Origin of the sequence: Sphingomonas flavalba (assembly GCF_004796535.1) — a bacterium.
Taxonomy (GTDB): Bacteria; Pseudomonadota; Alphaproteobacteria; order Sphingomonadales; family Sphingomonadaceae; genus Sphingomonas_L; species Sphingomonas_L flavalba.
The window spans coordinates 1-21,363 of sequence record NZ_SPHY01000015.1; the positions used below are offsets into that span (position 1 = coordinate 1).

A 21,363-nucleotide genomic window follows, 5' to 3' on the forward strand; every position below is an offset into this window, starting at 1 on the left:
GGCCGTCTCAAGGACTGGCGCCGCGTCGCCACGCGCTACGACCGGTGCCCGCAGGCCTTCTTCTCCGCCATCGCACTCGCAGCAACCGTCATCTTCTGGCTCTGATCAATGGGTCCTGACCCTAGCGATTTTCCGCATCAGCCGGCACCAAACCCGGTTCAGCGACACTGTTCCAGGGCGCCTTGACAAGCACGCCGCCCTCCGCCCATAGGCGCGCCTCATTCTGTCGACCGTGCTGCCGTAGCTCAGTGGTAGAGCGCATCCTTGGTAAGGCTGAGGTCGTGAGTTCAATCCTCACCGGCAGCACCATTTTTCGAAGTAAGTTCAAGGGGTTACCACCGCCAATTTGGCGGAAGGTCCCCCGAAATGCCTCTGCGGAATCACTGCGGAATCACCGCGACGGAAGTTCTGGGGCGCGCCGGGGTACAATTTCCTTTTCAGTGATGCCTTGGGGAGACGCGAATGTTGCTAATTCGGCGGACACGGCCCGCCGAATCGCTCAGCGAACGGCGCCGCAGACGGTCACGCCAACTGGGGCGGACGTTGCTGCTTCAACTCAGCGTCAAATCGTCGCGCATAAACGAAGGCGATTTCCTCGGCGGGAATTTCATCGCCGCCACTCCATACGGCAGCGCCGGAAGGCGGGGACAGCGGCGGGCTGAAGGTGCCTCAAACCGAAGAGCCGAACTATTGGGAGTTTGCATATTTCGCCGCTGCGTCGGCATGACCTTCAGACCGCGGACATCGACGTCCTGTCGCGGTCGATGCGGCGAACGCTGCTGTTCCGCGCGATCGCAGCGTTCGTTTTCAACATCGGCGTCATCGCTTTCGCGATCAATGTCATGTGCAGTAGCTGATCGGGCCACTCCAAAAGAGAAGCTTTGTGCGGCACAACGTATCGCCCTGCTGCCAATTAGGCCGGCAGCCGATGCGATTTCACCATGTCCATTTATGATTGCGTCATTCCGAATTCCATTATCAGGCAGCGAGCTGATGTTCGGGATCGTCGAAGCGCCTCAACCCGGCGCGCACTTCGGCTTCGAGAGGATGCGGGACGCCTTGCCATCGCCCCCAGTCGAATATCGCGGCAAGCACCGAGAGTTGCACCATCGAGTCCGGATATTCGCTCGCCGTAAGGGGAGGACATAACGATGGCCGTAATGGCGAATGGTCGCTTCGGGGGCCTGTCGAGATCGATCAGGGTCTTTTCGGCGCGCGATCCAATCGGGCATTCGATCGCCCATGTCCGCGTCAGACCGTCGCCTCGGTGAAGGTGGTCGTTTCCGGTCCAGCCAGACCGTTCTTCTTGTATTCAGCGACCAGCTCTTCCTTGCGGGCACGGAGCTGGTCGCCGAGCGTATCCATGTCGAGTCCGGCATGACGGGCCTGGCTGAACATGCCTTCCATGCGCTGCTCTTCTTCCTGGACATGGTGCTCGATCTGCTCGGACAGCACCTTGACCTTGGCGTCATAGAATTCGTCGCTCGGCGTACCGGCCTCGATCTCGGCGATGAGCACCTTGGCGCCGTCATGCTCGACATAGGCTTCCTTGAGCAGATCTTCCTCGACCTTGCCCTCGCAGGCCGGATAGAAGATCCCCTCCTCGATCTTCGCGTGGACGGTGAGTTCCTGACAGATCGTCAGCGCGATCTTCTGCTTGCGGCCGTCGCCGCTCGCCTTCTCGAATTGCTCGAATAACCCCTCGACCTTGCGGTGATCGGATTTCAGAAGGGCGATCGCGTCTTGCTTGTCGGCCATGTCAACTCTCCTCGATCGAGCCTGAACCTTCCGGGAAGCCGGTTCGTTCCGATCGCGGCACTGTTGCGAGTCGTTAGCGGCGCCGGAGAAACGCATGTCCGACCATTTCTCCCAGCTCCCCCGTCGCGTGGACGTCTAGATGGGAACGGCCGCAACCTGGATCGCCCCCGTCGCGACGATGATCGCGGCGATGATGACCGCCGCCAACCTCGGCGTGCGCATCACCGGCTGGGGCTTCGTCGTCTTTGCCATCGGATCGGTCTGCTGGTCGATCGTCGGGATCGTCTCTCACCAGCCCCATCTGCTGGTGGCCAATGCGTTTCTGACCCTTGTGAACCTGATCGGCATCTGGCGCTGGCTCGGACGCCAGGCGCAGTATGAGAAGGGCGGCCGAAAGGCGGCCGCCAAAAGCATTAACGCCGCCGGTCCGGACTTGCTGCCGGTAGGCCAGCTCGCAGGAGCGAAGCTGATCGGGCGCGATGGGGAAGCGATCGGTGAAGTGATCGATGCGATGATGTCGAGGGACGGTCGCCTGACCTATCTGGTCGTCAGCGAAGGTGGTCTCGGCGGCGTCGGCGAGCGATTGCACGCCATCGACGTCAACGAAGTATCGTTCGAGGAAGCCGGGGTCGCCTGCGGTTTCGACGAACATGCGCTGTCGAGGCGGCAGCAGCTCACCTCCGATACCTGGCCGACCCGTACTAGGCTCGGCCGGGCGGCTGGCCAGGGCCCACCCATCGGCAAAGCATGATGTCGATCAGTCAGATATATCTCCCGACGCAGGAACAGGGGTCTCTGCTGCTTTGTTTATACCAGACCCTCGAGGAGCAATTCCCATGTTCATGCATAACAAGACGCTGCAATATACCGTGCGCGTCGCCGATCCGAACCCGGCGCTCGCGTCGCTGATCCTCGAGCAGTTCGGCGGCGCCGACGGCGAGCTGGCCGCCGCGATGCGCTATTTCACGCAAGGGCTGGCCGAGGAGGATGCCGGGCGCAAGGATATGCTGCTCGACATCGCGACCGAGGAATTGAGCCACCTCGAAATCGTCGGCTCGATCGTCGCGATGCTCAACAAGGGCGCCAAGGCGCAGCTTGCCGAGGCGGCGATGGAAGAGGCCGAGCTTTACATTTCGATGACCGCTGGCGGCAACAGCCATACCCAATCGCTGCTGTTCGGCGGCGGTCCGTCGCTCACCAATTCGTCGGGCGTGCCGTTCAGCGGCGCCTATGTCGACAGCCGCGGTGATCCCAGCGCCGATCTGCGGTCGAACATCGCGGCGGAAGGGCGGGCCAAGATCATCTACGAGCGCCTGATCAATATCACCGACGATCCCGGCCTCAAGGATGCGCTGGGCTTCCTGATGACGCGCGAGGTCGCGCACCAGAAGAGCTTCGAGAAGGCGCTCTATTCGATCAACGACAATTTCCCGACCGGCAAGCTGCCCGGTCTTGCGCCGTTTGCGAGCCTGTACGTCAACACCTCGCAAGGCGACGGCGATGTCGACGGCCCATGGAACAGCGGCGAGCAATGGGACCGCATCGACGATGTCGCGGCGGCCATTCCGCTTGATGGCGGCAATGGCCTCGCGACGGTCAAGCTGGGCAAGGACGACAAGGCGGTCGTCGCTGCGCTGGCGGCACGCACAGCCTCCGACGCTTCGGCCAATCCGACCACCGGCGCGGACCTGGGCGCGGGCCCCGGCGCCGGCCGAATGTCGGACGAAGACATGGGCGGTGCGAAAGACATGCCGGAAGCCGCTGCGATGGCCGATGCCGAGACGGACCATGGTTAAGCGATCAGGTGCGAGCGCCTGGAGCGCGCTTGCCTTGGACAGTTGGGCGCTGGGTTGGGAAGCGTCGACCGTCATCGGACTGCGCATGGCGAAAATCGGCCGTGGTGACGGCAGTGCGCTTGGGGAGGCATCGCTCATGGTATCCGAGAAGGTGTCGGCCGCGATCGAGTTGAACGCGGCACTACTGCGCAGGACTGCCGGGATGACGCCGCTGGCCGGTGCCCAGCACGCCGTTGGGCTGTATCGTAGAAAAGTGCGAGCAAACCGTCGACGTCTCGGCTTGCCCGTCGAGGGCAGACGATGAAAGAAAGCCGCGCCGAACGAGCATAACGGCTGCGGACGGATCGATTCGAAACCGTCGCCTGCATCGCCTTGCTCCTAATTTCTAACCTATGTCGCTCGCGCGGCACGACAATGGGATATAAAGTGGATCGCGGGCAACGCTTGACCGACGCGGTTTCGGAAGAAGGTCGCTATCGGCTGCTAGTCGACGCGATCAGCGATTATGCGATCTACATGCTCGATCCCGACGGCATCGTGACCAACTGGAACGCGGGCGCGCAGCGCTTCAAGGGCTATGCGGCCGAGGAGATCGTCGGGCAGCATTTCTCGCGCTTCCATACGCCGGAGGACCAGCGCGCCGGGGTGCCGGAACGCGCGCTGGCGACAGCGCAGCGCGAGGGCAAGTTCGAGCGCGAAGGATGGCGGGTCCGCAAGGATGGCGAACGCTTCTGGGCGCATGTCATCATCGACCCGGTTTGGGGAAGGGACGGCGAGCTGGTCGGCTTCGCCCAGATCACGCGGGACCTGACGGAGCGGCAGGCGGCCGCGGAAATCCTTCGTCAAAGTGAGGAGCAGTTCCGGCTGCTCGTCCAGAGCGTCACCGATTATGCGATCTATCGGCTCGATCCCCAGGGCAATGTCGCCAGCTGGAACGCGGGCGCGGAGCGGATCAAGGGCTATTCGCCGGCCGAGATCATCGGCTCGCATTTCTCGCGCTTCTATACCGAGGAAGACCGCGCCGCGGGCGAACCGGCCCGAGCCCTGGGCATTGCGCGCGAGCAAGGGCGCTTCTCGGCGGAAGGCTGGCGCGTCCGCAAGGACGGAAGCCGGTTCCGCGCCAGCGTGGTGATCGATTCCATCCTGGACGAGAAAGGGCAGTTGCAAGGCTTCGCCAAGATCACCCGCGACGTGACCGAACGCGAAGAGACGCAGCACAAGCTCGATATCGCGCGCGAGGCGCTGTTCCAGTCACAGAAGATGGAAGCGATCGGGCAGCTCACCGGCGGGGTGGCGCACGATTTCAACAATCTTCTCATGGCCATTCTCAGCAGCCTGTCGCTGCTTGAAAAGCAGCTGCCGGACAATGCTTCCGCCCGGCGATTGATCGGCAATGCCCGGCAAGGCGCCGAACGCGGTGCCGCGCTCACGCAGCGGATGCTGGCCTTCGCCCGGCGCCAGCACCTCAATCCGGAACCGGTCGACGTGCCGCAGCTGGTTCGCGGGATGAGGGATTTGCTGCAACGCACGCTCGGCCCGTCGCACCCGATCCGACTCCAGTTTCCGCTGTCCTTGCCCCATGTGCTCGCCGATGCCAATCAGCTCGAAATGGCGCTGCTCAATCTGGCGGTGAATGCCCGCGATGCGATGCCGGAAGGCGGCCCGATCTCGATCGCGGCGGACGAGGGATCGGTCGAGGATGGCGAGGTCGATGGGCTCGGCGGTGGCCGGTATGTCAAGCTCGCCGTCATCGATACCGGCAGCGGCATGGACGCAGCTACCCTGGCGCGCGCGACCGAGCCCTTTTTCACGACCAAAGGGGTGGGCAAGGGCACGGGTCTCGGCCTGTCGATGATCCACGGGCTCGCCGACCAGATGAAGGGCGCGCTGGTGCTGCGAAGCGTGGTCGGGGAAGGCACGACGGCCGAGCTCTGGCTGCCGGTCACGGAGGTGCGCGAAACCGCTGAAGCCGAGACCGGGCAAGCTGCGCCGGCCGCCATTCCGCCGCAACGTCAGCTACGCATCATGACCGTGGACGATGACGCCCTCGTGCTCATGAACACGGCTGCCCTGCTGGAGGACCTTGGCCATATCGTGACCGAAGCCGGTTCGGCCCACGAAGCGATGGCCCGTCTTGACGAGGGCGTGACAATCGACTTGCTCATCACCGACCAGGCAATGCCGGAAATGACGGGTGCCGAACTGATCGAGGAGGCGCGCCAGCGCATCCCCGGCCTGGGGGTCATCCTGGCCACCGGCTATGGCGAAATTCCCGCCACCATGCCCCGCGACATCGTCAAGCTCGGCAAACCGTTTGGCCAGCCGCAATTGGCCGCCGCGATCCGGGAAATCGACGCCCGGTAGCCGGTCCGGGTCCGCTAATCGATCCGGTACTGGATCGGCTTGAACGTCCCGCCGTTCGAGGCCGGGGCCGAGCACGCGGTCAGCCCGATGATAAGATCCATGTCGGCGCGGAAGGTGATGCTGTCGCCCGCCTTGCTCATCGGCGGCAGCACCTGGAGCTTGCCGGTATCGGCGTCGACCGGCACGTTCATGAAGCAGTTGAACGCGGTCGGGATGCGATCGGACGTCACGCCATAGGGCGCCAGCGCCTCGGCGAGATTGCCGAAGCATCCGCGATGCGGCGGCAGGTCCGGATAGAAATGCAGGAAAGTATCGATCGAACAGGGCGTCAGCAGGAAATCATGCCGGCCCACGGTATCGCCGATGATCTCCAGCATCACCCGGCTGCGGTTCGAATAGAGCTTGTGCCCCGCCGTCAGGCAGATCGTTTCGGCATAATCGAGCGTGCGGCCTGACGACATCACCTCGTCGATATCGTCCGCATTGAAGGCGAGGAGATCGGCGACCTGCTCACCTTTGGGGTCGATCACGGCCAGCGTGGCGCCGCGCGGCAGCGCAAAGGCGGTGCCGCTGCGCTCGGGGATGGTGACGACGTCGCTCATTTCGATCCCGAATAGCGGAAGGGGCATTGCCAGGATTCATCGACCTGCCGGCCTGAATATTGCCGAGCCTCGCTCGCCTCGCCATGACGCGCCAGCATTGGGTTGCGCGATCCGGCCAGCGCCTCGTCGCGAACCATGATCTTCTCGCGCATGCCTTCGTACTTGCCCGCCTCGCGCAACTGCTCGAACTGGTCGTGAAGATTGAAGATCAGCGCCGGCTTGGCGAAACGCCGCGCCGGCCGGCTCGCATGGGGATGCAGCCCGACGACGAAGAACGCCTCTCCGCCGAAGCTCAGCGAGAAGTGCGAGTCTTCCGGGTTGGCGCTCACGCGTTCGTCATATTCCTGCCCGCGCCATACGTCCTTGTCCGAGAGCGACTGGACGCGATCCCACAATGCGCGTTCGAACGCCTGTTCGCCGAGATCCTCCGGCCCATCGAAAATGACCGCAAAGCTCCGAAACAACCCCGGCGCCTCGCGATAGGTCTCGGACCAGTCCAGCAGGGCGTCATGGATCCGCAGATCGTCCCACGCGCTGTCGATCGTGTCGCAGGCCAGCACCTGAAGCGTGCCGTTGGACAGGGCCGCCTTGGCACCGACGCACGGGAAGTCCGGGTCGCGGACATGATCCTCGATCAGCGATTGAAGTTCTTCCTGCGCCGGATGGCGCCAGGCGAATAGTGAAGTGCTCGGTTTTTTCATGCGTGATCATTACGCTTCGCCAGCCGTAACCGTTCCGCTTTATCGTCCTGATCCAGGTCAGCTTTTGGATTTGGCCGGGATCGCCCACTGGGCTATGCCGCCTTTTTCGGCGGTGTCGGGTCGGGGCCGTCGGCCTCCGTCGCTGCAACGTGAACGATCGAGACCGTCGTGCCGGGATACCCGCCCTCGGTTTCGATTCTCGCGTCGAGCTGGTTGGCCAGCGCTTCGACGATGCCGGTGCCGAGACCCGGCTTGGCGTCAGCCATCTTTTCGGGCGTGCCGACGCCGTCGTCGCTGACCGACAATTTCCAGCCCTTTCCGCGTGACCGATAATCGACGAGGATCTTGCCGCTGCGATCGTCGGGAAAGGCGTGCTTGAGCGCATTGATCACCAGCTCGGTGACGATCAGCCCGAGACCGACCGAGATATCCGCTTTCACCTGGCTGTCATCGGCGGTCACCATAAGCGACAATTGGTCGTGATCGTGGATCATCGAGGCGCCGAGGCTCTGGCACAGCTGAGTGAAATAGCCCCGTAGCTCGACATCGCCAAGGCGCGAGGCCGCGAGCTGCTGCTGGACAGTGGCGATCGACATCACCCGGTGATGCGCGTCCCGAAGATGGCTGCGCGTTTCGTCGGATTGCACGCGCCGCGCGCTCTGCAGCAGAACGCTGGCGATGATCTGCAGGCTGTTGGCGACGCGATGCTGGATTTCCTGGAGCAGGATCGCCTTCTCGCGGAGCAGATCGTCCTTGAGCTTCTCGCTGATGCGCGCCTCGGTGACATCGGAAATCGTCAGGAGCAGGCGCCCCTGTTCGGCATCGCCATACTCGAGCTTCTGCGCATTGAGGACGAGCCGGCGTGGTCCGGCGTCGCCCTTGAGGTCCATTTCATAAGCCTCGATCCTGGCATGACCCGACAGCGTGGCGGCGAGGAGCGAGCGGAGTTGCGGCACGTCCCATTCGCCGCTGCCCAGCTTGAAGAACGGCTGTGCGGTGACATGCTGCGGGTCAGGGGCGAACGCCCGGTAGAACGACGTGCTGGCGGCGATCACTGTCAAATTTTCGTCGAGCAGCAGTGCAGGCGCATTGGAAGATGCGAGGATGGCCAGCGCCAGATTGTGTGCGACGTCGGGATGGGTTGTTCGGTTCATGACAAAACCCCCTTTCGGGGAAAACCGGAAAGCTCGCGGGGTGAAAGCCCGATCCGGGCGATCTGCGCTCCTTGTAGCGAAAGCACGGACTCGCAACGGCATCCTACCATGAATCGTCCTGGTAACCGGCGTTTATTCGGCGCCGACGCATATTTCAGGTCAATAAGCCGCTTTGAGATAGAGCATCGACAGCAGTCGATCAGGTCGCGGATGGTCAGCGCGAGGGATAATTTTCGTATTCAAAATGGCCCGCCGTGTCGCCATGACGACCGCGAAGCCGATCAGCATATGCCATCAATGGCGTGGACAGGACGCCGTGGATTATGATCGATGCCAGAATCGCCATCCCTGCGATTGCCCAGAGTTGTCCTCGTTCGGTAAATTCACCGCGCCCCAGCGCGTAAAGCAGATAGTAGATGGTGCCGATCCCGCGGATGCCGAAGATAGCTATCAGACGCTTGGACGTTCGGGGCGCCGACGATCCGATGAACCCGATCCAGCAAGCGACCGGGCGAAAGAGCAGGATAAGGGCGAGAGCAAGCACGCCGCCTTGCCAGGTCAGCGAAGCGAGCAAGCCATGGCCAAGCGCCCATCCGAACAGGACCAGCACGAGCATCACCAGCACGCGTTCGACCTGGTTGGTCAATTCGGCCATCTTGGCGTGGAACTCGTCCTCGGGCCGGGCCGAGCGGATCGCCAATGCGGCGACGAACACGGCGATGAAGCCGTTGCCATGAAGCAACACGGCTGCGGCATAGGTCAGCAACGTCGCACCGACCGCCACAAGTCCGTCCCCGGTATCGGATAGCTTCATGTGGATCGGCTGGAACATCGCAAAGCCCATGAGACGTCCAAGTGCGAAACCGAGCCCGATCCCGATCAGCATTTCGCGGATCAAGTCGATCGCCAGCCAATGCTCCCATGTCGCCGTCCCCGCTTGAAGAGCGAGAGCGAGCAGAACGAAAGGAAAGGCGAAGCCGTCGTTCATGCCGGCCTCCGACGTCAAGCCGAAGCGCGTCTCGCCGTCGTCGCCTTTGCCGGGCGCGCCGGTTTGAACATCGCCGGCGAGAACCGGATCAGTCGGGGCGAGGACCGCGGCCAGGAGCAATGCTGCCGGTGCGCCAAAGCCCAGTCCCCAATGCGCCGCGGCGAAGACCGCCATCATGGTGATCGGCATTGCCACGAGGAGAAGACGCCAGGACGTGCCCCACGCTCGCCAGCCGAACTTGCGATCGATCCGGAGACCTGCACCCATCAGCGCCAACAGCATTACGATCTCGCTGATCGTCTCGGCGGCAGGCGTCGCCGCCGGGTCGGCTGCTGAAGCGACGCTGAGAATAGACGTGAACGAGGAAGCGTAGCCGATCGCCACGCACATGATCGGCAGCGACAGCGGCACGCGCCTGAGCAGCATCGGCAGCCATGAAATCAGCAAGATGAGGCCGCCGCCGATCAGGAGCGCGAAGAGGTGGTCATTGTGTTCCATCGCATCCCTTCGCAAAAATCCCCATCGGCTATGCCCGCAATACTGGCCGCGGGGTGATAACGCCTCAGGATGCAATTTGTCCGATCGCGCCCTTCTCCGAAGACCCGGCCGTCGAGCGGTTGGCGGGAGCATGGAAAATGGCTCGCGATTTCCTATGTCGGATGCATTGAAAGGAGTGGCCCGATGGCAAATGGATGGGCGCCTGACGGTGCTGTTCAGGACCAAATCGATGATACGGTAGCCGACGCTGTGAAGCGAGCGCGGGTGATGATGCCTGCCGGCGAAAGCGCCGATTATTGCGAAGACTGCGGAGAGCCGATTCCCCAGGCGCGCCGCGACGCGCTGCCTGGCACGCGGACCTGTATTTCCTGCCAGTCGGCCCGCGATGCCAGAATCCGCAGCGTGGGGATCAACCGGCGCGGCAGCAAGGACAGTCAGCTTCGCTAGGATGGGTAGGTCGCGGCCAAAAGCTTAGGGGGCGACTCCCAGGTCCAGGGAACGAGATCAGGAATCGCCATGATGGTCTCACCTCCTTCCGGGCTGGAATAGGTGAGACCTGCCGGCCCGTCCGATGAGGGCGGAACCGGCAAGTCGTTGAGATCGCGCAATCAGGCGGCTTCGAGCGCCGGATCGTTGCGCGGTTCGATCCGCTCGGGTGCGGAGGTGCCGCTTCCGATCGCGATCTTGCGGGGCTTCATCGCCTCGGGGACGACGCGCCTCAACTCGATCGACAGCAGGCCGTTGTCGAAGCCCGCTGCGTCGACCTCGATGAAGTCGGCAAGCTGGAAACGCCGCTCGAAGTCGCGCGTGGCGATGCCGCGGTGCAGATATTCGCGCTGACCGTCCTCCTCGGCGCGCTTGCCGGTAACGGTGAGCTGGTTCTGCTGCGCGACCACCTCGATCTCGTCGGGGCGGAAACCCGCGACCGCGAGCGTGATACGATAGCTGTCGTCACTGTCCTTCACGATGTCGAAGGGCGGATAGCCATCGGATGCGTCGCCGCGCATGCCGGTTTCGAGCAGATCGAAAAGACGGTCGAAGCCGACCGTCGAACGCCGATAGGGCGTAAAGTCGAAGTTGCTTCTCATCTCCAAATCCTCCTTTGCGAAGCAATTCAGGCATGAGATACGCCGGTGACAAAAGAGCCGACGCTCTCCATGTCCAACCGGACCCGAACATGGCGTCCGGCATAAAAAAGCTAGGAAGCGCGATTCCGGTTTCAAGAGGTTTCGTGAAGGGGCCAAAAAGGCGGAGCCGATTCCACGGCTCCGCCCGGCCGTCAGGCGACCTGATTCTCGCCGAAATCGCGGTACCAGGCCGCGATCTGGTCCTTGATCGCGAGCTTGAGCTTCTTGAGCCGCGCGATCGCGACCTCGTCGGGTCGCGGCCCGCGTGCCGCAAGCTCGATCTCGTTTTCGAGACGGGCATGCTCGCGCTTGAGATAGTCAAGGTGCTTATCGGACATCATCATCTCCGTGCCAAAGTTGAGGATGTTCACGCCCCAAGGGCGCAATACCAAGATGGTCCTCGATCGCGAATTTTCAACTCGCTACTGCACGCAGATCATACGGGTGATCACGGTGCCATAGATCGCGGAGCGGCCCTGATTTTCCAGCGACCGGATATTGCTCAGGCACGGGAAGCTCATGCATTCGCCGGCGCATTTCATCGGGCGGCGCCGCGCGACAGATGTCCCAATCCTGTTCTTGCGGGTGAGCGCCGACAACGAGGAAATCGCTGCTGACCGCCAGCCGGCGATGGTCGGTGCCGACCGGCAGCACCAGAGCATCGACGGCGCCGACTTCAAGCTCGCGACCGCCGGGGCCGCCGAGCAACAGCGTGCCGTAGCCTGTCGCCACGCCAAGTGCTTCGTGCGCGGTCGAGTGATAATAGTGATAATCCTAGATCGTATCGCGCCATTGGGGCAGCTATCCATGATCGCCGAACAACTCCTCGACGCGCTCTGCAGCTTTCTTGCCCTCGGCTTTGACCGCGTCGCGATAGAGCAGGATCGGGAGCCGCTCGTTGTTCCGCACCCAGTCATTTTCGTGCAGGACGAACTGTTCGGCGCTCCTGAAAGGAGACTAATCGGATCGTCCAACAAAGTGGGCTTCGGAACGACGGCGAGGTCTCATGATTTGACGGCAGACGTGATCAACCGGAAGGAGAACTCACGATGCCGACGCCCCGAGCAGACCAAAAACCCTCGACGGCCCTGATAGTAGGTGCGTCGCGCGGCCTTGGATACGCCCTTGCGGCAGAGTTCGTCAAAAGGGGATGGCACGTAATCGGCACTGTTCGCTCTGAAGCGCGAACCGGGTTGCACGAACTGGCCGAGGATCCATCCGGTCTGGTCGACATGGAGATGCTCGACATCACAGATCGACGTTCTGTTCGTCAATGCCGGCACCACTGCCGAGGACGCGAATGGTCTCCAGCGCATCGGGGGCGTGTCGCTGGACGAATTCGTTCGCGTCATGGTCACCAATGCGCTGAGTCCGATGCGCGTTATCGAAACTCTACAGGACCTCGTGCCGGAAGATGGTCTCATCGGTGCGATGTCGTCCGGCCAGGGCAGTATTAGCAACAATGAAAAGAGAACGCGGGAACTCTACCGCGGCAGCAAGGCGGCACTAAATATGTTCATGCGCAGCTTTGCTGCGCGTGAGCGAGAGACATCGCGCGCGATGCTCCTGCTGGCACCTGGATGGATACGCACCGATCTCGGCGGTCCGGAAGCTCCCTTCACCCTCGAGCAATCCGCTCCGCGACTGGTCGATATTCTGCTCTCGAAACGCGGAAAAGCAGGGCTGGAATGTCTCGATCGAGACGGCCTGGTCGCGCCGTGGTGAAACCGGTCGCGGCCAATCGTCCGATTACGGAGATCGCGAGGGCTGTCGTTACGTCTGGATTTGAAGCCGCATGCTTGGTGGTCGAAGCCATCGGACTCTGTTCGGCTTGCCGTAGCGCGGGATCCATCATGGACTCGCATTCCTATTGAAAGGCGGGACATTCTCCGCAGCCCGCCGCGCGTCGTGGCCGTCTCAATGAAAATCATGGCTGCGAACGCGCAGTAGTTCCTCGTCTTCGTTACCAAATGGCCGCGACGCCAATGTCCGTGCGCGCGGCGCCCAGTTCGGATCGCGCGGATCGGGACCGCCGCCACTCTTCGCGCCGTCGGCGCGGCTCGGGTGAATCGCAAAATCCATTCGCGCGATCGACCGCAGCATCTCGTCATGGTCTGTGATGCGGTCGCAGATGATATGGATGATCTCGCCCTCCTTCTGAAGGCGCCCGCGCATCGCGATCATCGAGGCGGACATGACCTGTCGCCGATAGATCTCGAACTTGTCGGGCCAGAGGATGCCGTTGGCGATGCCGGTCTCGTCTTCGATCGTGATGAACAGCACGCCGCGCGCCGAGCCGGGGCGCTGGCGGACGAGGACGACGCCGGCGACCTCGATGTTGCGGCCGTCGCGAATCGAGGGAAGGTCGGCGCAGCGCACGATATTCATGGCGGCGAGCTGGTCGCGCAGGAAGCTGATGGGTTGGGCGCGCAGCGATAGCTGGGTCGTGCGATAATCCTCGACGACCTCGCGGCCATCGGTCATCGGCCGCAGCACCACGCTCGGCTCCCGGCCTTCGGGCGAGAATTTCGCCTCGCGCTCGTCCGCCGCGGCGAACAGCGGCAGCGGCGCTTCGCCGAGACCTTTGACCTTCCAAAGGCCCTGGCGCCGGTTCTCGGCGATGCAGTGGAAGGCGTCGGCTTCGGCGAGCCGTTCGATCGCGGCGCGGGGAACGCCGGCGCGTCGCCACACCTCCTCGACGCTTGCATAAGGGGCATCGCCGCGCGCACCGACGATCGCGGCGCCGTGGACGTTGGCGAACCCGCGCACCTGCCGGAAGCCGAGCCGCACCGCCATGAACTTCCCGCGCGTGGGCTCGAGCGTGCAATCCCAATGGCTGTCGTTGATTGACACCGGCCGAACCTCGACGCCGTGCTTGCGCGCGTCGGCGACGATCTGTGCGGGGGCGTAGAATCCCATCGGCTGGGCATTGAGCAGCGCCGCGCAGAAGACGTCGGGATGATGGTGTTTCATCCAGCAGCTTGCATAGGCGATCTTGGCAAAGCTGGCGGCGTGGCTCTCGGGGAAGCCGTAGGAGCCAAACCCCTCGATCTGCTTGAAGGTGCGCTCGGCGAAGTCCTTGGGATAGCCGCGCTCGACCATGCCGCCGACCAGCTTGTCGTAGAAATGCGAGACTCCGCCCGTCAGTTTGAACGTCGCCATCGCGCGGCGGAGCTGGTCGGCCTCGGCGGGGGCGAAGCCGGCGCCGACGATCGCGACCTTCATCGCCTGCTCCTGGAACAGCGGCACACCCAAGGTCTTTTCGAGCACGGCGCGCAGCTCGGGCTTGGGATATTCGGGCTTCTCCTTACCCTCGCGCCGGCGAAGATAGGGATGGACCATGTCGCCCTGGATCGGGCCGGGCCGCACGATCGCGACCTCGATCACGAGATCGTAGAATTTGTCGGGCTTGATCCGCGGCAGCATCGACATCTGCGCGCGGCTCTCGATCTGGAAGACGCCGAGCGTGTCGGCCTTCTGGATCATCGCGTAGACGTCGGGATCATCGTCCTGCAGGTCGGCCATGCCGACGCGGATGCCTTTCATCTCTTCGAGCAGGTTGAACGCGCGATTCATGCAGCCGAGCATTCCAAGCCCCAGCACGTCGACCTTCATGAATTTCAGCGCGTCGATATCGTCCTTGTCCCACTCGATAATCTGCCGATCCTCCATGCGCGCGGGTTCGATCGGGACGAGATCGTCGAGCCGCTCCTGGGTCAGCACGAACCCGCCGGGGTGTTGCGACAGATGGCGGGGCGTGCCAATGAGCTGGCGGGCAAGGTCGAGCGTCAACCGGAGACGATGATCGTCGGCGTTGAGGTTGAGGCTCGCGACCTGTTCGTCGGTGACGCCGTCCATCGACCAGCCCCAGACGAGCCCGGTCAGCATCTTGGTCAGGTCGCGCGGCAGGCCGAGCGCCTTGCCGACCTCGGCGACCGCCCCGCGGGTGCGATAGCGCGTGACGACGGCCGTCAACGCTGAGCGATGGCGACCGTAGGTCTCGTAAATCCACTGGATGATCTCTTCGCGGCGTTCGTGCTCGAAATCGACGTCGATATCGGGCGGCTCCTTGCGCTCGCCCGACACGAAGCGCTCGAACAGTAACTCGTGCTTGATCGGGTCGATCGAGGTGATGCCGAGCAGGTAACAGACGCAACTATTCGCGGCCGAGCCGCGCCCCTGGCAGAGGATGCCGCGGCGGCGGCTTTCGGCGACGATCGCATTGACCGTCAGAAAATAGGGTGCGTAACCGAGCTGGTCGATCAGTCGCAGTTCGTGATCGATCTGGTCGCGGTATTTGGGCGGCAGGCCACCGGGGAACATCCGCGTCGCGGCTTCCTCGGTCAGCGCGGCGAGGGCCTGTTGCGCGGTCCGGTCAGCCATCACTTGCTCATAGGGATATTGATACTGGATCTCGCCGAGGTCGAACCGGCACTCGCTGGCAATGTCGGCGCTCGCCTCGATCGCGTCGGGAAAGGCCGCGAACCGGCGTTCCATCTCGGCGGGGGATTTCAGGGTGCGGTCCATATGGCGCTCGCGCCTGAGTCCGAGCGCATCGATCGTCGTCCTTTCGCGGATCGCGGTCATCACGTCCTGAAGCGGCCGCCGTTCGGGCGCGTGGTAGAGCACGTCGCCCGTCGCAACGCTGCGCACGCCGGAGCGGCGGGCGAGCGCGTCGAGGGCATGGAGACGGGCGGCGTCATCGGGCCGGCGCCGCAGCGACAGCGACAGATAGGCGCGCGCGCCGAACGTATCGCGCAGTTCGGCGAGATGCGCCGCCGTCGCCTCATCCGGCATGTCGGGCACCAGGACAGCGATCAGGCCATCCGAGTGGGCGACGACATCGCTCCAGTCGAGGACGCAGCAGCCTTTGCCGCCGCGCGCCTTGCCGACCGACAGCAGCCGCGTCAGCCGCGACCAGGCCGTGCGGTCGGTGGGATAGAGGAGTAGCGCGCGGCCATCGGTCAGGTCGACGCGCGCGCCGGGGATCATGCGCACCCCGGTCGTCTTCTGTCCGTCCCAGCCGCGCACGATGCCGGCGACACTGCCCCGATCGGCGAGGCCGAGCGCGCTATGGCCCTGCATCGCGGCGGCCGCGAACAGTTCTGCCGGCGACGACGCGCCGCGCAGGAAGGAGAAATGGCTCGTCACCTGGAGCTCGACATAGGTGGGGGTCATCAGCCGAACAGCCCGTGCATATACCAGGAGAGATCGCCGGTCGGCGCATCGACGCCATCGCCGCGGCGGAACAGCCAGAAGCGTTCGCCGCCCTCGGCCTCGACGCGGAAATAATCGCGCACCGCCCACATCTCGCGTGACGTTCGCCACCATTCGCCGTGGATGCGCTCGGGGCCGTCGCCGGCGACGATGCGATAGGGCTTGCCGCGCCAGACGAACCGACGCGGCGGATGGTCGGGGAGCAGTGCGACCACCTGTCCCAGCAGTTCGGGACGGGCGAGCAGCCGCACAGGTCGTTTCCAGCGCGGCCAGCCCGTGGGAGTCGCGAGCGCGGGCGCGCGGCACGCCGCTCGCTCGGGAACATCGCTTTCGCGAGGGGTCATGCGGAACAGCGCCTTTTCGCCGACGCGGCCCGCGAGCTGGTCGACCAGCGGCGCGATATCGGGCGCGCGGTCATGGTCGGCGAGATCGGCACAGAGCTCAATCGGGTGCAGTTCCTCGACGCGCGGGGCAGCGAGCGCCATCGCCTCGATGCCGAGACCGGGTTCGATCGTCTCGACTCGCATCGCCGCCAGTCGTTTTAAATGCTTCGCGTCACGGGTGGCGCGCGCTGTGCCGAAGGCGATGCGCTGCTCGCCGCCGTCGACGCGCAGGCACGTCAGCGCCGCGGCGCGCAGTCCGAGGCCGCGCGTTTGGAGAAGCGTCACCATATCGTCGATAAGATCGCCGATGACCTGGGTAATCGCCTCGGCGGTGCCGATCGGCTCAAGCAGGCGCCGTTCGACACGCGGCATCTCGAAGGGGACCACGGGAACGATCGGCTCGGCGACAACGCCGCGGGCCTGGTCGAGCCGCGTCACCGTCGAAAGTCCGAGCCGCTTCGCCAGCGGGCCGCGCGGCATTGGATAAAGATCGCCGATGCGTTCGAGCCCGAAGCGCGAGGCTGCCGCAAGCGCGTTCGGCGCGAGCCGCAGTGCGGCTAGCGGCAGATGCGCGATGGCTTCGGTATCGGCGCCGGGCGGGAGGATGGTGATCGCCGCGCTGCCATAGCGCGCCAGCGCGTGCGCGGCGCCGGGCGTGCCGGCGATCGCGATCGTCGCGGTGAAGCCGATGCGCCCGAGGAAGCGCAGCAGGCGGCGGCAGAAGCGTTCCTCACCGCCGAACAGGTGCGTCGTGCCGCTGAGGTCGAGCCGCAGCCCGTCGGGCTCCGCGACGCTGGCGATCGGCGTCCAATGGCAGACCGCGTGGAGAGCGAGCCGGGCGAGCAGCGCGCGATCGCTTGCCGGATCGGCATCGCGCACGTCGAGATCGGGAACGAGCGCGCGGGCGTGCGCCGCGGCCATGCCGGGGCGAAGCCCGAGGTCGAGCGCCACGGGGCATGCGGCCGTGACGACATCCTTCTGGCCGACACGCTCGATCAGGATCATTGGTCGCATGATTGCCGGGAACGAGGGCGGCCAAGCGAGCGCGGCGCCGGCCATCCCTTCGTCGGGCGGCATTGCGCGAAAGGGATGATCGGCCGCTTCGCTACGGCGGCTTCGTTCGTGCGATGCGGGGCGCTGGTGCGCCGGTAATGCGTCGATCTCGGCCTGCGTCGGTTTCGCCGGCAGCGCGCCGTCGCGCGCCCAGCGCGCGCCGGGACGCCAGCCACCGCCCTTCGGCACCGAACAGGCGCCGGGGTTGTCGTCGACGGCCGCGGGAAGCCGCGGTTCGAGCGGAACGGCGCCGCGCTCAGGCGGCCTGGTGGAGCGCTCGGGCCGGCGCAGCCGTTCTATCGCGAACTGCGGCAGGTAGAGCGAGGCGACCCGTGTCATCACACGCTTCAACTTCGAGAGAAAAGGGAGGGCCGTTCCGCTGGCGGACCAGTTCGACGGACCAGCGTTCGCGGCCGACCCCGGCATAAGGAAGACGCTCCGACGCCACGCAGCCGATCCGCCAGCGGGTCATGGCGGCCGAGGTCTGGTCGAGCGGACAGCGATCGCGCGCGCGGTGGCGGCGATAGAGCAGCATCGGCGTTTTGCCGTCCGAGGCCGCGAGCTGGAGGCGGCGTGTTGCCGTCTGGCCGGCTGCCTTCACCTCGGCGATGACGCAGGCGAGCGATCCATCGCGCAAACCATCCTCTGCGATCGCCAGCACATCGGCATCCTTGCGGCCCTGTGCATAGAGGATCGTGTCGGGGCCAAGCCCGACCTGCTCGAGACCCGGCGCATAGAGGTCGAACCGGGTGAGAGCCCAAAGTACCGTGAATCCAGGCCGCGCCGCGAACCGAGCCGCAACGCCCGCTGCAAACAGTGTCGCCGCCGCGTCGTCGTTCAGGGTGGACGACGCGGCGGCGATTTCGTGGAGGCCGGCACCATCCAGCCCATGATCGGCAAGCCGGCTATCGATGGCCTCGATCCCGAACGCAAGCGCCGGTCCGCGCGCCGCCTGCGCAGCCGCGAGCTGCGTGCGAAGCACGGCGAGCTGTTCGGCGCGTGGCCGATCGGAAAGGGCGTATTCTGCGGGCATCGGTCAACAACATCGACTCATTTGTTCCTATTATGTTCCATTGAGTCTTCGTTCCCGTCAAGCGGATTGACCGTCGCCAGCGGCAGCGGACGGCGCTAGTCCCAGAAGCCGTAGCGTCATCTCATCGCGCTTTCCGCCGAACCAGCGGTCGAGCGCTGCCGCGACGAGCGAATCGGGCCGCGCCGACTCGAAGAGTGTGAGCGAGGATCGCAGCTTCATCGCGTCGACTTCGCCGAATACGGCGACCAGATCGCTGATCGTCAAATCCTGCAAGGCGGCGACGCATTCGCGGTAGCGGACCCCAAGCACGGGATGATCGAGATAGGCGCGCGCTTCCTCGATCGACCGGATCGCGAAGTGCCGCGCCGTCGAACTGCGGCAGAGGCCGGCAAGCTGCGGGAAGACGAACCACATCCAATGCGTGCGCTTGGCGCCGCGGCGGATCTCGGCGAGCGCGGTCGCATAGACGAGCGTCTGCGCCTCCACGAAGCGGTCGAGCGATTCCGCGGTCACAGCAACGCACCTTGCGGCGGATAGACCTGGCTCGCGGTGAGGCTGCCCTTGGGAAGCACGCGCAACACGTCAGCGGCAGGCACGTCGGGATCGAGCCAATCGGCCCACTGATCGCGCATCAACGGAATGACCTGGCGCTTGTGGTAAGGCGCGATATCCTCACCGGGTTCGGTGGTCAGCATCGTGAAGGCTTCGCCGACGTCCGCGTGCGCACGCCAGATGCCGGCGATGCAGAACCAGTCGTGATCCTTCAGCGTGAACAGCCACTTGGTCTTGCGCTTTTCGCCGGGCTGCGGGTCGGTGAACTCGTAAAGACCATCAGCAAGGATCAAACAGCGCGCCGATGGAAACTCGCGGCCTTCCGACCGAAAATTATAGACCGGCCGCCCATTCTGGCCCGGCCAGCTCCACCGCCGGTTGACCAACTCGCCGGCGCCACGCGCGCCCTCGACGCTGCGCACGATCGGCGCCACGTCGGTTATGTTGATATCCTCGCGCGCCGGCACGTTCGGCGTGCCCTCGGGCATGCTGATCCTGATCTTGAGGTCGTCGAAATCCTCGACGATCGAGGCGATGTCCACCTCCAGACGATAATCGTTGCACACGCCCCTATCCGCCTTCCTTGCGATTCATCTTCGTTCCTATTATGTTCTAGACTATGGACTCGCCAACCCCTTTCGATTCGGACGCGCCGCTCGGCACTCGCCGCGCCATCATCCGGCGAAACCCCGACGATGCCAGCGAAATCGAGATGGTCGAGGCGGTCTGGGGTTCCAATCCGCGGTTCAGCGACGGCATTTCCTACCGGTTCGTGCGCTCGGAAGGGCAAGCGTTTTCGACGAACCGCTGCCTGATCCCGGCCTCCGAATTCCAGCTCAGCGCCGGCGACAAGCGCTACCGGGTCACGCTCGACGGCGGCAATCACTTCTACCTCGCGGGTGTATGGGAGCCCGCGATCGGCGACTGGCCGCTGAGCTACCGGGTCGTCACCGTGGCAGCGAACCCCGAGGTCGCGCAGCATCAGGAACGCCACGGTGCGATCATCCATCGCCGGCAGGTCATGCAGCGGCTCGACCGCACCGTGCCCGCGATCGATCTCCTCGACACGCCGCCGGCGCGCACCTTCATCGTCGAGGAAATCGTCGATGCGCCGCGGCAGAGCGCACTCGCGCTCTGAGATCGGAGCGCATTGTGGGATTTTCCGTTCCGATATCGCGCGCGATCGTCGCCGGTCTCGCGCTTTGCTTGTGGGCGTCGCCCGCCTTCGCCGATCCCTGCGAAGGATCGCTGCCCGCCAAGGGAACGACGTTCAGCGGTGTCGTGCGCTACGTCGGCGACGGCGACGGCCTATGCGTCGGACCGGCAGGGCGTCCCGATCGCTGGATCGAGGTCCGGCTCGGCGATTTCTATGCACCCGAGCTTCGCGAGCGCGGCGGGGTCGAAGCCAAGCGCCGCCTCGGGCAGCTCGTAATCGGACAGCGGCTCGTCTGCCGCGCCGGTCGCCGCAGCTACGATCGCGTCATCGGCTATTGCACGCTCGGCGGTCGTCCGCTCGGGGAGCTGCTGCGCCGCAAGGGGGGACGCGAGGGCGGACGGGGATGGAAGCGATGAACGCGATGTCCGACCTGTTCGGCGCCGCGGTTCTGCCCGGTTTGCGGTCGGCTGACGCGGTCGTCACGCCCGACGAGGAATGCGCGCTGATCGCGCATATCGACGATGCGAGCCTCAGCCCCTTCAAATTCCAGCAATGGACGGGCAAGCGGCTGACCCGGTCGTTCGGCTGGACCTATGATTTCGCGACGGGTGCCTTCGCGCCGACCGACCCCATCCCGGAATGGCTGCTGCCGCTGAGAGCCCGCGCCGAGGAGTTCGCCGGGCTACGCCATGGCGAAATCGTGCAGGCGCTGGTCATCCGCTACGATCCCGGCGCCGGCATCGGCTGGCACAAGGACCGCCCGGTATTCGAGCATGTCGTCGGCATCTCGCTCGGCGCGCCCGCGGCGCTGCGCCTTCGCCGCCGCTCGGGCGGGAGGTTCGAGCGTACGAGCGCGCCGCTGACGCCGCGCGGCATGTATCATCTCAGCGGCGAGGCCAGGCACGAGTGGGAGCACAGCATCGCCGCGATGGACGCGGCGCGCTGGTCGATCACCTTTCGCAGCCTGGCTCGCCGCTAGGT

22 protein-coding genes, 1 tRNA gene and 2 pseudogenes are annotated in these 21,363 nt (G+C 64.6%); 12 read left to right on the top strand and 13 right to left on the bottom strand.

What is annotated here, in order from left to right:
- The 3 genes and pseudogenes from E4A53_RS12410 to E4A53_RS15100 form a co-directional block, all read left to right on the top strand.
- Positions 1-105, top strand: a pseudogene (locus E4A53_RS12410) (IS5/IS1182 family transposase); the annotation flags it as partial.
- A gap of 129 nt (positions 106-234) precedes the next feature.
- Positions 235-309, top strand: a tRNA-Thr gene (locus E4A53_RS12415).
- A gap of 455 nt (positions 310-764) precedes the next feature.
- A complete protein-coding gene (locus E4A53_RS15100) occupies positions 765-857 on the top strand; it encodes a hypothetical protein (RefSeq protein WP_168694386.1) in 93 nt (30 codons plus the stop codon).
- 121 nt (positions 858-978) lie between these two features.
- Here the strand turns inward: E4A53_RS15100 and E4A53_RS15025 are convergent, their stop codons facing one another.
- Together E4A53_RS15025 and E4A53_RS12430 are read right to left on the bottom strand one after the other, a co-directional pair.
- On the bottom strand, positions 979-1,110 hold the full coding sequence (locus E4A53_RS15025) for a hypothetical protein (protein ID WP_275401806.1): 132 nt from the start codon (positions 1,108-1,110) through the stop codon (positions 979-981).
- A gap of 141 nt (positions 1,111-1,251) precedes the next feature.
- Positions 1,252-1,758: a hemerythrin domain-containing protein gene (locus E4A53_RS12430; protein ID WP_136163440.1), complete on the bottom strand. Its 507-nt coding sequence runs from the start codon at positions 1,756-1,758 to the stop codon at positions 1,252-1,254.
- Positions 1,759-1,897: 139 nt separating this feature from the next.
- On the opposite strand from E4A53_RS12430, the gene E4A53_RS12435 reads away from it, so the two are divergent.
- The 3 genes from E4A53_RS12435 (at position 1,898) to E4A53_RS12450 (ending at position 5,918) form a co-directional block, all read left to right on the top strand.
- Positions 1,898-2,509, top strand: a complete 612-nt coding sequence (locus tag E4A53_RS12435) for a PRC-barrel domain-containing protein (protein WP_136163441.1) — start codon at positions 1,898-1,900, stop codon at positions 2,507-2,509.
- 85 nt (positions 2,510-2,594) lie between these two features.
- Complete coding sequence (locus tag E4A53_RS12440; RefSeq protein ID WP_136163442.1) at positions 2,595-3,554, top strand: manganese catalase family protein; 960 nt, start codon at positions 2,595-2,597, stop codon at positions 3,552-3,554.
- Between the two features lie 444 nt (positions 3,555-3,998).
- Positions 3,999-5,918, top strand: coding sequence for a hybrid sensor histidine kinase/response regulator (locus tag E4A53_RS12450; protein WP_275401807.1), 1,920 nt, complete (start codon positions 3,999-4,001; stop codon positions 5,916-5,918).
- 14 nt (positions 5,919-5,932) lie between these two features.
- Here the strand turns inward: E4A53_RS12450 and E4A53_RS12455 are convergent, their stop codons facing one another.
- The 4 genes from E4A53_RS12455 to E4A53_RS12470 all read right to left on the bottom strand — a co-directional run bounded on the left by E4A53_RS12455 (position 5,933) and on the right by E4A53_RS12470 (position 9,861).
- Positions 5,933-6,520 carry a DUF1989 domain-containing protein gene (locus E4A53_RS12455; protein WP_136163445.1) on the bottom strand — a complete coding sequence of 196 codons (588 nt, stop codon included), beginning with the start codon at positions 6,518-6,520 and terminating at the stop codon, positions 5,933-5,935.
- Positions 6,517-7,221, bottom strand: coding sequence for a guanitoxin biosynthesis heme-dependent pre-guanitoxin N-hydroxylase GntA (gene gntA / locus E4A53_RS12460; protein WP_136163446.1), 705 nt, complete (start codon positions 7,219-7,221; stop codon positions 6,517-6,519). The genes E4A53_RS12455 and gntA overlap by 4 nt, the downstream gene beginning before the upstream one ends.
- A gap of 92 nt (positions 7,222-7,313) precedes the next feature.
- On the bottom strand, positions 7,314-8,375 hold the full coding sequence (locus tag E4A53_RS12465) for a sensor histidine kinase (RefSeq protein WP_136163447.1): 1,062 nt from the start codon (positions 8,373-8,375) through the stop codon (positions 7,314-7,316).
- Between the two features lie 214 nt (positions 8,376-8,589).
- The gene (locus E4A53_RS12470; RefSeq protein WP_136163448.1) at positions 8,590-9,861 is read right to left on the bottom strand and encodes a cation:proton antiporter; all 1,272 of its coding nucleotides are present in this window, start codon (positions 9,859-9,861) and stop codon (positions 8,590-8,592) included.
- A gap of 183 nt (positions 9,862-10,044) precedes the next feature.
- On the opposite strand from E4A53_RS12470, the gene E4A53_RS12475 reads away from it, so the two are divergent.
- Positions 10,045-10,308, top strand: a complete 264-nt coding sequence (locus E4A53_RS12475; RefSeq protein ID WP_136163449.1) for a DksA/TraR family C4-type zinc finger protein — start codon at positions 10,045-10,047, stop codon at positions 10,306-10,308.
- A 161-nt stretch (positions 10,309-10,469) separates the two neighbouring features.
- Here the strand turns inward: E4A53_RS12475 and E4A53_RS12480 are convergent, their stop codons facing one another.
- Together E4A53_RS12480 and E4A53_RS12485 are read right to left on the bottom strand one after the other, a co-directional pair.
- Complete coding sequence (locus tag E4A53_RS12480) at positions 10,470-10,949, bottom strand: Hsp20 family protein (protein ID WP_136163450.1); 480 nt, start codon at positions 10,947-10,949, stop codon at positions 10,470-10,472.
- Positions 10,950-11,140: 191 nt separating this feature from the next.
- Positions 11,141-11,359 carry a YdcH family protein gene (locus tag E4A53_RS12485; protein ID WP_239018293.1) on the bottom strand — a complete coding sequence of 73 codons (219 nt, stop codon included), beginning with the start codon at positions 11,357-11,359 and terminating at the stop codon, positions 11,141-11,143.
- Between the two features lie 148 nt (positions 11,360-11,507).
- Here E4A53_RS12485 and E4A53_RS14705 point away from each other — a divergent pair, with 148 nt between their 5' ends.
- Positions 11,508-12,080 (top strand): hypothetical protein, encoded by a 573-nt coding sequence (locus E4A53_RS14705; protein WP_168694388.1) that lies wholly within the window; start codon positions 11,508-11,510, stop codon positions 12,078-12,080.
- Positions 12,038-12,713 (top strand): annotated as a pseudogene (locus tag E4A53_RS12495) (SDR family NAD(P)-dependent oxidoreductase). Before E4A53_RS14705 ends, E4A53_RS12495 begins: the two are co-directional and overlap by 43 nt.
- A gap of 192 nt (positions 12,714-12,905) precedes the next feature.
- Here E4A53_RS12495 and E4A53_RS12500 read toward each other — a convergent pair.
- Genes E4A53_RS12500 through E4A53_RS12520 form a run of 5 tightly spaced genes read right to left on the bottom strand, consistent with a single transcriptional unit; the run spans position 12,906 to position 19,792 of the window.
- On the bottom strand, positions 12,906-16,166 hold the full coding sequence (locus E4A53_RS12500) for an error-prone DNA polymerase (RefSeq protein ID WP_136163494.1): 3,261 nt from the start codon (positions 16,164-16,166) through the stop codon (positions 12,906-12,908).
- Positions 16,166-17,980: a DUF6504 family protein gene (locus E4A53_RS12505; RefSeq protein WP_136163451.1), complete on the bottom strand. Its 1,815-nt coding sequence runs from the start codon at positions 17,978-17,980 to the stop codon at positions 16,166-16,168. Before E4A53_RS12505 ends, E4A53_RS12500 begins: the two co-directional genes overlap by 1 nt.
- Complete coding sequence (locus E4A53_RS12510; RefSeq protein ID WP_206366318.1) at positions 17,898-18,674, bottom strand: ImuA family protein; 777 nt, start codon at positions 18,672-18,674, stop codon at positions 17,898-17,900. The genes E4A53_RS12505 and E4A53_RS12510 overlap by 83 nt, the downstream gene beginning before the upstream one ends.
- 57 nt (positions 18,675-18,731) lie before the next feature.
- Positions 18,732-19,187, bottom strand: coding sequence for a DUF1810 domain-containing protein (locus E4A53_RS12515; RefSeq protein ID WP_136163452.1), 456 nt, complete (start codon positions 19,185-19,187; stop codon positions 18,732-18,734).
- Positions 19,184-19,792 (bottom strand): SOS response-associated peptidase, encoded by a 609-nt coding sequence (locus E4A53_RS12520; protein WP_136163453.1) that lies wholly within the window; start codon positions 19,790-19,792, stop codon positions 19,184-19,186. Before E4A53_RS12520 ends, E4A53_RS12515 begins: the two co-directional genes overlap by 4 nt.
- Before the next feature lie 53 nt (positions 19,793-19,845).
- Between E4A53_RS12520 and E4A53_RS12525 the strand changes: the two genes are divergently transcribed.
- Genes E4A53_RS12525 through E4A53_RS12535 form a run of 3 tightly spaced genes read left to right on the top strand, consistent with a single transcriptional unit; the run spans position 19,846 to position 21,361 of the window.
- Positions 19,846-20,364 (top strand): SOS response-associated peptidase family protein, encoded by a 519-nt coding sequence (locus E4A53_RS12525; RefSeq protein ID WP_239018294.1) that lies wholly within the window; start codon positions 19,846-19,848, stop codon positions 20,362-20,364.
- Between the two features lie 14 nt (positions 20,365-20,378).
- Positions 20,379-20,798: a thermonuclease family protein gene (locus tag E4A53_RS12530; RefSeq protein ID WP_206366319.1), complete on the top strand. Its 420-nt coding sequence runs from the start codon at positions 20,379-20,381 to the stop codon at positions 20,796-20,798.
- Entirely contained in the window at positions 20,795-21,361 is a 567-nt protein-coding gene (locus E4A53_RS12535) for an alpha-ketoglutarate-dependent dioxygenase AlkB (RefSeq protein ID WP_136163454.1), read from the top strand. Before E4A53_RS12530 ends, E4A53_RS12535 begins: the two co-directional genes overlap by 4 nt.
- The last annotated feature ends 2 nt before the right edge of the window (positions 21,362-21,363 follow it).

Coding starts and splice junctions, on each gene's coding strand:
- E4A53_RS15100 (WP_168694386.1), top strand. CDS start 765: ATGCGGCGAACGCTGCTGTTCCGCGCGATCGCAGCGTTCGTTTTCAAC.
- E4A53_RS15025 (WP_275401806.1), bottom strand. CDS start 1,110: ATGGTGCAACTCTCGGTGCTTGCCGCGATATTCGACTGGGGGCGATGG.
- E4A53_RS12430 (WP_136163440.1), bottom strand. CDS start 1,758: ATGGCCGACAAGCAAGACGCGATCGCCCTTCTGAAATCCGATCACCGC.
- E4A53_RS12435 (WP_136163441.1), top strand. CDS start 1,898: ATGGGAACGGCCGCAACCTGGATCGCCCCCGTCGCGACGATGATCGCG.
- E4A53_RS12440 (WP_136163442.1), top strand. CDS start 2,595: ATGTTCATGCATAACAAGACGCTGCAATATACCGTGCGCGTCGCCGAT.
- E4A53_RS12455 (WP_136163445.1), bottom strand. CDS start 6,520: ATGAGCGACGTCGTCACCATCCCCGAGCGCAGCGGCACCGCCTTTGCG.
- gntA (WP_136163446.1), bottom strand. CDS start 7,221: ATGAAAAAACCGAGCACTTCACTATTCGCCTGGCGCCATCCGGCGCAG.
- E4A53_RS12465 (WP_136163447.1), bottom strand. CDS start 8,375: ATGAACCGAACAACCCATCCCGACGTCGCACACAATCTGGCGCTGGCC.
- E4A53_RS12470 (WP_136163448.1), bottom strand. CDS start 9,861: ATGGAACACAATGACCACCTCTTCGCGCTCCTGATCGGCGGCGGCCTC.
- E4A53_RS12475 (WP_136163449.1), top strand. CDS start 10,045: ATGGCAAATGGATGGGCGCCTGACGGTGCTGTTCAGGACCAAATCGAT.
- E4A53_RS12480 (WP_136163450.1), bottom strand. CDS start 10,949: ATGAGAAGCAACTTCGACTTTACGCCCTATCGGCGTTCGACGGTCGGC.
- E4A53_RS14705 (WP_168694388.1), top strand. CDS start 11,508: ATGCATTCGCCGGCGCATTTCATCGGGCGGCGCCGCGCGACAGATGTC.
- E4A53_RS12500 (WP_136163494.1), bottom strand. CDS start 16,166: ATGACCCCCACCTATGTCGAGCTCCAGGTGACGAGCCATTTCTCCTTC.
- E4A53_RS12505 (WP_136163451.1), bottom strand. CDS start 17,980: ATGACACGGGTCGCCTCGCTCTACCTGCCGCAGTTCGCGATAGAACGG.
- E4A53_RS12510 (WP_206366318.1), bottom strand. CDS start 18,674: ATGCCCGCAGAATACGCCCTTTCCGATCGGCCACGCGCCGAACAGCTC.
- E4A53_RS12525 (WP_239018294.1), top strand. CDS start 19,846: ATGGACTCGCCAACCCCTTTCGATTCGGACGCGCCGCTCGGCACTCGC.
- E4A53_RS12535 (WP_136163454.1), top strand. CDS start 20,795: ATGAACGCGATGTCCGACCTGTTCGGCGCCGCGGTTCTGCCCGGTTTG.